The following is a 13,170-nucleotide window of genomic DNA, read 5'->3' on the forward strand; positions in this document are numbered from 1 at the left end:
TATGTTGCTCATTCAGATCCTCGAATTCGAATGCAGTTGATGGTCCAGTGGCCCATTCAGGCGCATCGCCAATCATTCACTTCAAATGTTAATTTCAACTGTACGTAGCGCCTCAACTGCGGCACCGTAGACACACTGCAAGGTCATTCAAAGATGGCGATCGACAGGCACGGCAAAACGCGTGGTCGCGGTAAGGCTTCGAGGTCCAGACCTTATTCCATTTACCGAACTCGCAATGCATTAAGCGGCTTCAAACTCGCCCAATAACTACCGCAGTCCAGCGAGCCAGCTGGACGCAATCTTCACCCGCCAAGCGGCGGGGTCTTTTCTTTTCCGCACCAACTGCGCACGCGGACGGGCCACAACATGTCTCAACTGCTGACAAGCGACTTGGCGAGCTCAGGCAACGCGTCCAAGTCAAGTCGCTCACGCAACGTGACGGACCACATCAGCTCTGGTGTGAGGAAATGATCGAAGCGGGCGAGATTGGGCTGCGCTAGCCGAGCTGCCATCACCCGCTCGTCGGGGACATCTCCGTTGGCAATTCCATCGAGGAACGACTCTACGCTCGACAGGTCACAGTCCTGCAGTTCGATGACGTGGGAATATTGTGCAGTTTCGAATTCCCTGGCTTGGCATGCGAGGGCGAGCGTCCCAAGTTTCCGCGTACCGACCCACGGAAACAACATCACGCCGGATCCGAAGCGTACGACCGAACTGCGGTCGAGACCCAAGGCATGATATGCTTCGCGGGCAGACTGCAACATCGCGGTCGCCGCGCGGTCGATGTATGCATATTCGTCACTGGTCGTCAGGATGTCTCTCATCATTGAAATTATACGGTCATGGATTAGCCCGCCACTTCCAGGGAAATAGGGCGGCTTGCCGTATGTCGCTGGCCTGACGGTGATCACACGCGCAACGTCGTCAATCTCCAAAATCTTCCACCGCCTTCCGGCAAAGATGAGAGTTTCCCCTTTGGCAAGAAGCGAATCCAGCGGATAGGTGCCGAGCACTCGGGATTCATGAATGATGCGATATTCACGTTCGGTCGCAAACACGGGATAGAACTCGTGGCTCTCCGTCAAGAACTCCCCTGTTTTGCCAATCAAAAGCAACCCGTCGGGAGCCTGTTCAATCAACGTTGTCTCAGCAGATGCCATACACCTCAGGACCTCAGCGAACATCCCGCGGTCAACCAATCTGAAGGGACCTCGCTCGCAGAGAACCTTGTAGGCGGCCGCCGGCCTGATGCCACCCGTCTGCATGATCAACGCCAAGATTTGATGGATCAGCGTCGACAAATGCAGTCCTCTCGGTATCGGCGGCTCGCACCAACCCATACGGAGGCACTCCACCATCGCGATCGCCTGCACCAGGTCGAGTTTGAGGCGATCGACAGGATGAGTTCCTCGATCTGCAGCCAGTTCGGCCACGAACACTCGGAGGATCGCTGGATTTCCCTCTCGTCTGCCGGACCGGCCAAGACGCTGCCTCAGTGAGGCCACCGAGAATCCTGGGCCGATTTGAGCGACGGATTCGACGCTGCCGATGTCGATGCCGAGTTCTAGCGTAGTGGTTGCCACCGCCGTCGTCGGCCGAGGATCGTCCCGAAGGCGAACCTCGACCTCCTCGCGCTCCGACTTGGAAAGACTGCCGTGATGCGGATAAAACTCGTTCGAAAGACGCTGTTCCTCGCACATTCCACGAAGGAGGTCGGAACAGACCTCGACCCGTTGTCTGGACCCGGCAAAAAGTAGATTTCGACTACCTCGCAGAAATCGAAACAGGTCGTCTGCCATTGGTGACGGTATCCCGAAGTCTTCCCCTCCTCGGTTGACATCGTCCCTCACGGCTTCCGTCTGTGTGTCGTCGGGTCTTTGCGCTCCAAGGCTATAGCCACGGATTTGCAATCGAATTCCGTTGCCCTGATCGTTGCCATCAATCAAGCGGACTTTCTCGCCTCCGCCCGGTCTGAGAGCTTCGGCTGCCAGGTGCATATCGCCCAAGGTCGCAGAGAGGCCGATACGGTCGATTCGTTCTCGGCCACACTCAACTTCAATACGGTTGAGGATGGACTGCAACTGCATGCCACGCTCCGTACCGATAAACGCATGCAATTCGTCGACAACAACCGCCTGAAGGGCCGAGAACAGATACGCTGTCTCGGAACCGCGTCGGACGAGCATGGCTTCTAGTGATTCCGGCGTTACGAGAATGACGCCTGAAGGTCGCCTTCTGGCCCGCGCTTTTGCCTCCGCGGCTACGTCGCCGTGCCATTTGTGCACTAAGATATCGCATGCCTCGCAGACGGCCTCGAGCCGGCGATGCTGGTCGTTGATCAGCGCCTTCAGAGGGCTCACATAGAGCACTGCGAACCCGCCGGACTCCCGATTAGAAGCTATAACCCGGGTTAACAAAGGAAGGATCGCGGCTTCTGTCTTGCCCGCCGCCGTCTTCGCGGAGATCACAACATCGCCACCAGCCAGTACAGCGGGGATAGCTTTTTCCTGCACGTCGCGCAGACTTTGCCATTTCTGCTGCCATATCCAGCGTTGGACGGGCGGGGCAAGAAGGTCAAAGGCGGAGCGTTGCAAGCTCGTCATCCGGATCTTCGCCGTCACCAGCTACCTCGTGGTCAGCAGAGCCATCGCGGTCTTCGTTGACATCCACCTGGTCCAGCAAGTCCTGCCACCGCGCGTCGGGATTTTGCTCCATAATGGCCATCAGATCCACGAACGCCTTGACGGTGTTCCGGGGAGTCCGGAAGTACGCCTCGCCAACCCGGTTTGCGCAATGCGCCATGAACGCTGCAAGAGCTTCGTCCGGAACGAGCCAACGATCCGGATTGCCGGACGCGAACACGTCGCGAAGCCGTTCAAGCAGATGATAGAGCTCCTCTGGAGTGAGATTTGGAAGGTTGATGACAGGTCCGGAATAGTCGGCAAGCCCCCTGCCGGCAAAGCTGTTCTCGGCGAGCCGGCTTTGCAATGCCTCGTAGGAATAGAGCCCTCGGCGGGTGTCAAGTAGGAACTCGGGCGTTCCGCCGAGTATGAACCCAATACCCTCGGTCGTGCCCTGAAGCACATCGTTCAGAATGCGCAGGATTTGCTCGTAGTTTTGCTTTCGGGCTTGCGAGCTCTGCAGCTTGTAGAGATTCACCAGTTCATCGAGGCAGACAAGTAGACCGCCGAACCCAGCGATCCTGACGAAGCGGGCCAGGAGCCGCAGACCGTCGTAGAATGTCGAATCGTCAATGATCGACCTTACACCGAGATCGGTGCGGGCTTCTGTCCGCGTCGTATATTCGCCCCTCAACCAGCGCAATGCTGAATCCTGGAGGAGCGAATTTCCATCCTCGTACCCCCGAGCATAGGCGGCGATCACCGTGGCAAAATCATAGCCCGCGACCATTTCACGGATATCGCCGAGCCCATCCCTTACAGCTTGCTCAATGGAAATCCCGGATGCACCCGCCCGTTCGGTCGCCCGCTGAATATAGCTCTCAAGAATGTTTCGGAGGGCTCCGCCTTCCGGCGCTGTGCGGGTCGAGAGACTTCTGACCAACTCCGCGTACAGCGTCCTGGCTTGCCCGCCAGTTGCATGGATCCGCCTATCAGGCGACAAATCGGCCTGGCACACAGCGAGTTTGCTCTGAAGCGCGATCTGGCGAACCAGAAACAGAAAGAATGTCTTCCCGGCTCCGTATGAACCGATCACAAATCTGATGCTCGCGCCACCTTCGGCAACGCGTTGGATATCGCGGATCATTGCCTCGATCTCGCGCTGCCGTCCAACCTGTACATGCTGCAAGCCGAGACGGGGTACGACCCCCGCCCTGAGCGCGCTAAGAATGGTGTCGCGATCCCGCGGCTTTATTGCCGCTTGCTTGTTGGTCATGCGTTCGTGCCTTCCAAAGAACTATGAGAGATTGCGGCCGCCTTGGGAGGCGGAAGCAAATAGGAATTGATTTCAACGGGGTCGTCGCCTTCGATCAGCAATTCATCAAAGCGATCGAGCGCCCAGTCATTAATGGCTTCACGCGCCGCGCCCGGCATCAGGCCAGCTGCTCGGACAATCTGCTCGAAATCGTCCAGTGGCCATAAGGATCGTGCCGACAATTCAAGCAACAAAGCGTCATACCGTCGCTCGAGCCCATCGAAGATCTCCTCGCGTGGCTCATCAACTGCAATAGAAACGGCCGGCATGAGTTCGTGCGCAGTGTCCTCATCTTCCGCGAAGATGTCGGCGAGTACGCTGGCGGTGACGCGGGTCTCGCTTCGGATCGTCTTCAACGCGGAAAGATCAATGCGTATGGCGGGTTTGTCCGTCGGCGGAGGTGGAATCGGCGCTCCCGTAACCGGCTCTCCTGCCGGCACTACCAAGCCGAGGTCATCGTCACCGGCTGCGGCGTTTCGCGGCAGATTTGCATGGAGCTGATCGTAAAGTTCACCATGATCCAGTCCCATTCGCTTGAACAGGGTCTCCAGCTTTTTGACCTCCTCGGCGTGAATGTTGCCGTCGGCAGCAGCCATCGCGACAAGTTGCTCCGCAATTGCCACTTGTGCCTGCAGTGGGACATCCTTTAGTTTCTTGATCCAGTCATCAAGGCGTTGCGGGCTGGCCTCATACAGCCTGATTTCCGCTTCAAGACGGCGTCTTTCATCGGTGGTGATACCCGGGGCCGTTGCGATCCGGGCAATCAGCGCGTTGCGTTCGAGGTCATGGAAATGCCCGTCGGCATGCCCCACGATCATCCCAAGCATTACGCTTAGCTGCGCCGTTCTATAGGCGTCGCTAGCGTCTCCAACATCCTCAGCCACTGCGAACACGATCACATGTTCGTTGGCTGTGGCATTCTTGGGCGCGTAGCGAGGGTCACACGTCACTCCCAGACCAAAGGCCGCCAACAGGTTCCCCAGTTCCCGGAGTCTCGGCTTTGTGGGAGCCGCACCGATCTCGACGCCCGCAATTCCAGCAATATCCGCTAGCCGCGCGGCTTGTGATTGACCGGCCAACTCCTCGACTTTTGCCAAGGGGGCACCGGGAACCAGCAGCGCGCTGTCTCGTCGTAGTTCGCGGGGAAGTTTTGCGATGGCTGCAAGGTTCGGCTGGAGCCCCGGAAGTTTGCCAATTGCCCGACTGTACTCATCCAGTTGATCAGAGCAGGCATCGAACAGCCTTCGCGCCGTGGTTATGGGCTCGGCCCGATCGGTGATGTCGGGGACGTCCCCACCAAACACAGGTACATCGATCTCGAACGTTCCGCTGCACGCGCGGTAGCGCTTCTTGATCTTCTTGAACTTGCCGCCCTTCACGCGCAGACCATCGGGATGAAGTGCGGTCAGTTGCAAGGTGAATAGCTTCTCAAGCAGCTCTGGCACGCGTTTGGCTGGTGTGCGAACCCGCGTTTCCGGGTGCGTCATCACGAAGCGAAGCAGAAGATCCGGTTCGATGTCACGCCCCTGGCTTACCCGGTTTCCCAATGCGAGTTTAACGGCGGTCGGCACCTCATATCCTGTGGGCTCTACCAGGCGGATATCTTGTTCCGACGGCGTCTCCCGTCTGAGGGTCACAGCATTCAGAAGTTCGTTCGCGTATCGCTGGAACGAGTTATTCCAGCCATATATGCCCCGCAAACGGCGTACTTCGTCAATAACCTGTTCCTCGTCCGCAGAGCCGGGTTCGAGCATCAGGCGGCGCTCAAGCCCGTAGAAGTACAGAAACACGTAGCCGATGTACGTTTCGGGGTCCGAGCGCGATCCTGCCAGCCACTCAAGGTAAGTACGTCGGGCTTCCTGGCTCAACTCCGAATAGGATGGCCAGTAGTACATCGAACTTCCCGACGGATCTCCTTGGTTCGCTATCCTCAGACTCGGATTGATGAGGCAGTTCTCGTTTTGGTGCACTGTTCCTTGCTTAGGCAGAAACCCTCCGACGTAGATCATTCCGGCCCGAATGGTGATCGAGCAAACTGTGACGGCCACTCCTGCCGGCAGCCATGGACCCGCCCTATTCTGCCCTTCTATGAGTGGCGGGCGGTCGGCATTTGAGGGCGCGACAGAACTACCTCGGTCGACGATCCACTGCTTCACAGATGCCGAATGTTTGGACAGCGACGCGCTTTGGCCGGGAACTGGCGGCTCTCCGTGAAACGGGAGGTTCACGGGTATCACCCATCCATTTTTCGCGTTCGGTTTGCGGTCCTCCTCATCACGCACAGTTTCGCCTTGGATGAGCAACAAAACCGGTTCGTCGTCATTCGACGCGAACACGACTCCTTCCGAACTCGAACCGAGCGCTTCCCCAACCGAGCCGGCCGTGATCGAGGCCTGCTGTTCTTCTAAGGGCTTGTTCGCTGTGGCCTTGCTGGCATTTTCGGCGACCCATTTGTGTACTGCCGCATTGTGGCGCGCCAATGAGTTTGCCGCAACGGCGGCCTCGCCGGGCGTGGTCGAGGGTCGCTTGTCTTTCGCGGTATTTTTGGACGCCGCCTCGCCTGTTTTTCCGGCAACCGATTCTTGCACCGCGGCATTGTGGCGGGCCAAGGAGCTTCCTGGTGCAGCGGCGACAGGTGTTTCTTCAACCGTGTCACTGGTTGGCGCGGCGGGCGCGAACGACCCGCCGATTTCGACCGCCGCTTGCGCGTCATTCGCCATGCCGCGCCGCTTGGTTCTTCTCCTACTCGTCAGCACCAGCGTCAGCACACCGACCGCACCTACAAGCGCCGCCACAATGCGGTTGGTGCCCCAGTCGGATTCTGAGGCGGTCGGCGGAGATGTGGTGCGCTCCGCCGTAAGGCTGAGCGGGCTCTCGGTTGCCGATTTCTGGCTGTCCCCGCCGGCTCGTCCGCTCTTTACCGCGGCCGTTCCCGCTTCTGAAATTGACCGCGATGGTTCAACCGTCTGGGATTGTCCAACCGTTTGGCGGGCAATGGAAATGGTTTCTCCCGTCGCAACGCGACTCTCCTTGAGTGGCGAACTAACCACCGCTGAAGGCTCGCGGCTCTGAGTTGTCAACGGCGGGGGAAACAAGAGCTCAATGGTGGGGTTGTCAATGATACCGGTCGACTTGAGTCCGCGGGCCTTTTGAAACGCACGAAGTGCGCTGCCGGACTTCCTCCCCCAGACGCCATCGACGACGCCGGGGTTGAAACCATTTGCAAGAAGGGCCTGCTGGATTTCGAGGAACGATTTGCTCGCAGCGAAAGACGTAGCCGCAAGACTGAAGACGAAAATGGCCCCCACGGACGTGATGATTGATGCCCTACTACGCAAAATTGCCCCGCGCTGAACTAAAAGCACTATACACGGACAAGTTGGCCAATCAACACGGCAGACGGACGTCGAATTTGTCTTGTCGATACTCTCCAACTCCGATTGACTTGGCCACCCGGCAATAGTTGAATGGCTGCGCTCAATGACCAACACTGGCCGACCAATGAAATGAAGACCCTGCTCTCTTACGCGAGGGCGGGCGGCCTGGGTGTCGATGAGGTGCTTATAATGGCTCTTACCCGAGAGCTGAAACCATCTGGCTTCGACGCTGGCGGAACCGGCCTACGGGCCCTTTACTTCTAGGAGCGGCTTTTCTGAAAGGCCGCTGCGCGCGAGCTCAGGTGGCAAAATAGTGCCTTCGAAAGATCGGAAGCGAAGATCGGAAATTTACGTCGAAATATTAATTTATGTGCATGATTTAGCTTCCGATTTTTGATCGGTAAGATCGGAAATTATGATGGCAATCGATCGTTCAAGAAAGATCGGAAGCGAAGATCGGAAATAAACTTGTCCCATACAAGCTAACGTCTTAGATATATAAGAGTTTTAACGGCGGTAAGATCGGAAATATGGAAGAAGTCCCCACACGCATTGAGCCAGCATTCTTCGAGGACGTCATCCCCTCAAATCTGTCTGACCTTGTAGTCGAAATCAAGACTGCTGTCGCAGGTCTCGGAAGTGGCCTGCACGATGACGCTGCTTCAGAGCTAGCGGACCTGGTACGATTGATGAATTGCTACTATTCGAACCTTATCGAAGGGCACAACACTCGCCCTAAGGATATCGAACGAGCACTGGCGGGTGCTGAAGTAGAAGAAGCAACACGACCGTTGGCGTTGGAGGCCGCCGCGCATGTAATCGTTCAACGTGAAATAGACCATCTCGGCTACCGAGGTACACTTCCTGCACCAACCTCCATCGAATTTATTTCCTGGGTGCACCGACGATTTTATGAAGAGATGCCGAATGAATTTCGCTTTGTCGAACGACCCGATAAAACAAAAGCTGAGATTATACCTGGCCAGTTTCGAACGACGACATTCGATGATGTCGCTGTTGGCCGACACCACCCGCCATCATCGAATGTCGTCGGTGCCTTTATGCTGCATTTTTCCAACAGATATAAAATGGCGCAGACTAGCGCCACGAACCAAGTGATATCAATCGCTGCCGCTCACCATAGATTGAATTTCATCCACCCCTTCACAGACGGCAATGGACGTGTCAGCAGATTGATGTCGCACGCAATGGCGCAAAAAGCTGGTGTCGGTGGGAAAGGGCTCTGGTCAATCTCGCGCGGACTAGCTCGTGGCTTGAACGAGAAAACAGAATACAAGCGCATGATGGACTACGCTGACACGCAAAGAATGGGCGAAAGGGACGGACGCGGCAATTTGTCCGCCAAAGCACTGCAAGACTATTGCGAGTGGTTCCTTTCTGTCGCACTTGATCAGATCAATTTCTCAAAAACAGTCTTTGCATTCGAAACCTTGGAAGCCCGCTACCGAAAGCTGGTGGAATCAGTGACTGACGATAAATGGGCTGCCGATGTGGTTTCAGCGGTGTTGCGCCATGGTTCACTGGATCGTGGTGATATCAACCTGATCACAAAGACCACCGACCGAACCGCTCGGAAAACGACGAAGGAGTTGGTCGACGCTGGTTTCCTAAAGTCAAATTCGCCGAAGACGCCGGTTCGTATCGCTTTTCCGCTCGAATATCGGGAACGTCTATTTCCAAACCTGTTCGCGGATGGAGAGGTAGACCCGCCTAAGCCTTCGATTCCATCCTTTCTGACCCATGGAAAGAAACAAGAAGTAGCAGGGAAGTTCTTTGACGCTGGCGAGGAATTTGCAAAACGCATGACCTATGTCCCGACGCTACAGCAGTCGATGGGCACCAGAAAGGTCTTGGGCGATATGGCCGCGCAGGAACTTTTGAAGACTGCAGCATCACAAGTCGATTGGCGGGTTGTTGAAGACCGCGTCATCGCTGAAAGCATTGGAGAGCACGGCCAATCTCGCGCAGAAGTCATCGAAGCACTTTGCGAACATAGCCCAGGTGCCGTATCACAACAGCAGAGAGACGAAATCGAGAAGCGTGTTTTTGATGCCGCACCACAGCTTGTGGCAAAATATAATACGAGATTTACGGGACGTAAGCCTAAACGGTGACATGGACTTGTCGCTTACGATTTCGCCGTCTTCCAAGCGTATCCACATTCGCGGTAAGATCCTGAGGTCCCTACAAAGATTGTTCGTCATGAAGCCGTCGGCCGCAAGATCGAGCGATTGCCCCGGCCGGAAAGGCTTTTGAGCATCTTCCGACCGCAGCAGCCTGTGGCTGTTTCTGTGGAGGGGCCGGGTTTCAGGCGGCTACCACGGTGTCGCCTCACGTAATCTTGTAATCTTGTTACCGTGTGCTCATTTAGAATGTTACTGCGTTGCCCAGCATGAGGGATCTGGAGCGACATGCGGGCTAGAGTCCTGGCATCACCGATGAGCCGCTGCACGGCTTGCTGTCGCCACACCCTTACTCGCTTCTGTAGCGTGCGATGCAGTCGCAAGCTGTAGTGTCCAGGGTAACGAGCTTGGAATTCGAGGAGCTTCAAGCTCGGTCTGATCTGGATGTTCTTCAAGGTACACTGCCATCTCCTCCCAATGGTCTTTAAAAACATCGGGCGGCGACCACGTGGTTTGTCACTGAACCGACGATACGTCTTCGAGCCGATGACAACGCCGCGCGCGTGAGCCGCTTGGCGCCAGAGACTGACCTTGCGGGCGAGCGTTTTGTACTGTTTGCGGGTAAATCGACCCGGAAACTGGATGCACAACTCGTCGAAGAGCTGCATGGCGTTGATGTTGGGGAATTCTTCTAATCGGCGGCACACGATCGGCCACGCCGCACGGAGCGCTTGGATGCGGGCGTGGCCAGGTTCCGCGTAGACCGGTTTCGGCTTCTCCGGTGTTATCGCCGGCGTTACGGCGACGGAAGACGGAATTTCCGGCTCGATCGCCTCTGTCGGGCTCGCAATGGGGGCTTGTGTTGTCACCTTTTGTAGGCTCCGCAGGCAACGCGGTTTGGCTTCGATAGAGAAGGTTGGACGAATCTCGCCCGCGTGCCAGGCGCTCGATAGGCTCGCCAGGAAAGCGGCCAGATTGGGCGGTTCGCATGTCGCTGGTGGCGGTGTTTCGCCGTCGACTAAGGCTGCGAGGTAAGCCTGTACAGCACGTATTTCCTCCAGAAGCTTCAGCGGATCGAGCGCGGCGGCGATCTCGCTTAGCTTGCTCCTGACGGCCCTCGGAGTACTCTCCCGGAGGCGCTCACAGGGAGTCCGTGGCGGTTGATAGCGTTTGGTCACCTTTGCACCATCGCGCTGCTTTGCTGCCAGCTTGAACGAGGGCTGGAAGAAGTTCACGAACAGTCTGCATGCCCCGTAGAGACGCGTGATCGCCCTGGCCGCCGCCAATCCCTCGAAGCGCCGATAGCCCAACAGCTTCCGTACGACGGCGCCATTTTTCTGCTCTATCCAGGCTTGATCGTTCTTGCGGTAAGGCCGTGACCTGGTGAGTTCGATGCCGTGAGCGAGGCAATATTCGATCAACCTGTTGTTGACGAACTCACTGCCATTGTCCACGTCCAGGGCTCTCAGAGGGAAAGGCAAGCCTATGCGAATACGCTCGAGTGTCTCGACCACGAGGCTGCCTTCTCGGACCACGATGGGCGCGGCCTCCGTCCAGCCGCTCGCGATAAAGGTCAGAACCAGACTATGAACGTAGCTACCGCGGTTGACATCCCCGCAATGAGCCACCAGATCCATTTCCATGCTGCCAGGAAGCGGCTCGTTCCAGTCGGCAAAAGTGCGCATTTTGATACGCCGCCGCGGCTCTGGCACTATTCTCGGCTTTTTCGCTCTGTTGGTGCGCCGCGGCATCTGGAGCAAACGGTCGATCGTCGCGGCGCTCATCGACAGGATCTTATGGCGTATCTCTTCCTCGAGCTTCAAATGGCCATTGCGTTCCAAGGCCGGCAATAATATGGGCAGTAATGCTTTGAGGCGTTTGCCGCAGACACGGTCGGAAGCCTCCCACACCACAATCAACGCACTCCGAGCGGCCTCGTCGTATAGCGGCCGGCGTTGACGCGTCTGCCGGCACTTTGGTGCAGGTTGGCAATTCAGGACACGAATTGCGGACTTCTCATGATACCCCGAAGACGCAACTCGGGTGATCAACCGTTCCGGCCACGAGGGTAAAATGATCGACCTCGACAAGGTAGGAGCGCATGCCTGGCGGGACGCCAGTGGCGTTTGTCTGCCAGGAATTACCTTCGACCACGGCTACCGAGTGAAGGCGCGGGTGATACACGAACGGGATCAGTTCGTGCGCGGCATCGAGCCGAAGGACTTCGATATGTTCTAGCACAACGGCTCTGTTTGGGATCTCTGGGACGCCACCATCGATCTCGCGGCTAACGCCGGTACGCCGGGGCATTTCGGACAGCCAGGAAAGTACCTCTATCGTTATCAGCTGCTGCGGGACTTTCGCGCCGTCACGCCGTGGTTCTCGGACCCGTTTGGGCATGAGGTCGGGATCGGGACTTGTCTGCTTTCCGGATCGATCCAGGCGCGGTGCCGTTCATGGAGTGACGGTGCATTCACCGTGCCAGAATTGGAGAGGATGATAGTCTACGAGGTGCATGTCGGCGATTTCAATCGCAATTTTGTGGGCTTGGTCGCCCAGCTGGACCACTTGGTCGGCCTGGGAGTAAATGTCCTCGAGCTGATGCCGGTATCCCCCACGAAGGAAGAGGTCGGGATGATCGATGCGTTGACGGCAAATTCGAAGTCGTTGAGCAGAATGTCGGCGATGCGGCTCTCCGACTGCGACAGCCGCTCTTTTTCATGCTGCAAGGTTGCGAAAATATCCATCCGGACGGCCACTCCTATCTGAGCCGCGGGCGGGGGGAAACCGCACGCACTTTCCTCATCCCGCGACATATTGTTCGTCCTTGGGCTTATAAGCGACGCAGTCGATTTCCACCTTGCAATCAACCATCATCGAAGACTGCACGCATGCACGCGCCGGCGGATGAGCTGCGAAATATTCCTGATAAGATCTTGTTGAAGCTCCAGAAATCGCGCGGGTCGTCCAGCCAGACGCCGACTCTCACCACGTGCTCGATACCGTAGTCGGCCTCCTTCAAAATAGCCAGCCGTCTGCCTCCACGGCGCGCGCCACGGCAGCGATTTTCCGCCTGCCCCGATCTCTTCGGCGCCATAACGTTTGATGGACATCAGAAACTTGTGCAAATTATTTTCGCATTACGGTGACAAATCACTACAGAAAGTCGAATTTGACCAGAGAGAAACGCCAATCATGAAAAGAATTTCAGTAAGGGCAAAACAAATGCGGAATCCCTTCCAGAATCCGTTCTCTGCCAGCGACGCCGCCCGGCATCAGATCTGGGAGATGCTGGTGACGCGCGACATCGGCGCTTTCCTTGCCGCCGACTGGTCGCTGGTGGCCGCCGATTTTATCGAAGAGGGTTTCATTGGCATCGATGCAAAACGGGCAGCAAGCCCTGACGATTGGCGGCTGACGTTTCCGTCGCTTGCCGCCTATCGCGACGAATGGCTGCGCCAGGCCCGGGATTTTGCCGAGCAGTCCTTCGCGGAAGACGCGCGCACGGCGATCTTCACGACCACGACCCTCGAGGACATCGAGGTCAACGGCGACCGGGCGCTCGCCCGCAAGAAATTCGATGGCGGTATCAGGAAGGCGCAGCGTCGATGTCCTGAAGTGGCAAACGGTATATTATTGCCGGCTGCATGAAGCTCGGTGGAAGATCTGCGGCTTCACCGGTTACTTGCCGAATCCGATGGGTGATTGAA

At 57.0% G+C, this 13,170-nt stretch carries 6 protein-coding genes and 3 pseudogenes; 3 read left to right on the forward strand and 6 right to left on the reverse strand.

Translation table 11 applies throughout. From position 1 onward, the window contains the following. Positions 1-371 precede the first annotated feature (371 nt). The 3 genes from ASD03_RS19750 to ASD03_RS19760 are packed head-to-tail and all read right to left on the reverse strand — an operon-like array spanning position 372 to position 7,247. Positions 372-2,624 (reverse strand): DEAD/DEAH box helicase, encoded by a 2,253-nt coding sequence (locus tag ASD03_RS19750; protein ID WP_244494664.1) that lies wholly within the window; start codon positions 2,622-2,624, stop codon positions 372-374. Then, on the reverse strand, positions 2,578-3,900 hold the full coding sequence (locus tag ASD03_RS19755) for an ATP-binding protein (protein WP_057215426.1): 1,323 nt from the start codon (positions 3,898-3,900) through the stop codon (positions 2,578-2,580). Before ASD03_RS19755 ends, ASD03_RS19750 begins: the two co-directional genes overlap by 47 nt. Then, complete coding sequence (locus tag ASD03_RS19760) at positions 3,897-7,247, reverse strand: TerB N-terminal domain-containing protein (RefSeq protein WP_057215429.1); 3,351 nt, start codon at positions 7,245-7,247, stop codon at positions 3,897-3,899. The genes ASD03_RS19755 and ASD03_RS19760 overlap by 4 nt, the downstream gene beginning before the upstream one ends. A gap of 599 nt (positions 7,248-7,846) precedes the next feature. Here ASD03_RS19760 and ASD03_RS19765 point away from each other — a divergent pair. Further along, on the forward strand, positions 7,847-9,451 hold the full coding sequence (locus ASD03_RS19765) for a Fic family protein (protein WP_063997093.1): 1,605 nt from the start codon (positions 7,847-7,849) through the stop codon (positions 9,449-9,451). 86 nt (positions 9,452-9,537) lie between these two features. Here ASD03_RS19765 and ASD03_RS19770 read toward each other — a convergent pair whose 3' ends face one another. Further along, positions 9,538-11,379: a DDE-type integrase/transposase/recombinase gene (locus tag ASD03_RS19770; RefSeq protein ID WP_057215432.1), complete on the reverse strand. Its 1,842-nt coding sequence runs from the start codon at positions 11,377-11,379 to the stop codon at positions 9,538-9,540. Between the two features lie 154 nt (positions 11,380-11,533). On the opposite strand from ASD03_RS19770, the gene ASD03_RS39120 reads away from it, so the two are divergent. Beyond that, the gene (locus ASD03_RS39120; RefSeq protein ID WP_156408012.1) at positions 11,534-11,698 is read left to right on the forward strand and encodes a hypothetical protein; all 165 of its coding nucleotides are present in this window, start codon (positions 11,534-11,536) and stop codon (positions 11,696-11,698) included. A gap of 395 nt (positions 11,699-12,093) precedes the next feature. Here the strand turns inward: ASD03_RS39120 and ASD03_RS39125 are convergent. Both ASD03_RS39125 and ASD03_RS19780 read right to left on the reverse strand, forming a co-directional pair. Beyond that, positions 12,094-12,207: pseudogene (locus ASD03_RS39125) on the reverse strand (RpiR family transcriptional regulator); the annotation flags it as partial. 55 nt (positions 12,208-12,262) lie between these two features. Next, a pseudogene (locus ASD03_RS19780) lies at positions 12,263-12,573 on the reverse strand (RidA family protein). Between the two features lie 112 nt (positions 12,574-12,685). On the opposite strand from ASD03_RS19780, the pseudogene ASD03_RS19785 reads away from it, so the two are divergent. Continuing rightward, positions 12,686-13,169, forward strand: a pseudogene (locus tag ASD03_RS19785) (hypothetical protein). Position 13,170: the final 1 nt, after the last annotated feature.

Source organism: Ensifer sp. Root127 (assembly GCF_001425225.1).
Lineage (GTDB): Bacteria > Pseudomonadota > Alphaproteobacteria > Rhizobiales > Rhizobiaceae > Ensifer > Ensifer canadensis.

Bases quoted from the DNA above. Each gene is read 5' to 3' on its own strand.
- ASD03_RS19755 (WP_057215426.1), bottom strand. From the start codon at position 3,900: ATGACCAACAAGCAAGCGGCAATAAAGCCGCGGGATCGCGACACCATT.
- ASD03_RS19765 (WP_063997093.1), top strand. From the start codon at position 7,847: ATGGAAGAAGTCCCCACACGCATTGAGCCAGCATTCTTCGAGGACGTC.
- ASD03_RS39120 (WP_156408012.1), top strand. From the start codon at position 11,534: ATGATCGACCTCGACAAGGTAGGAGCGCATGCCTGGCGGGACGCCAGT.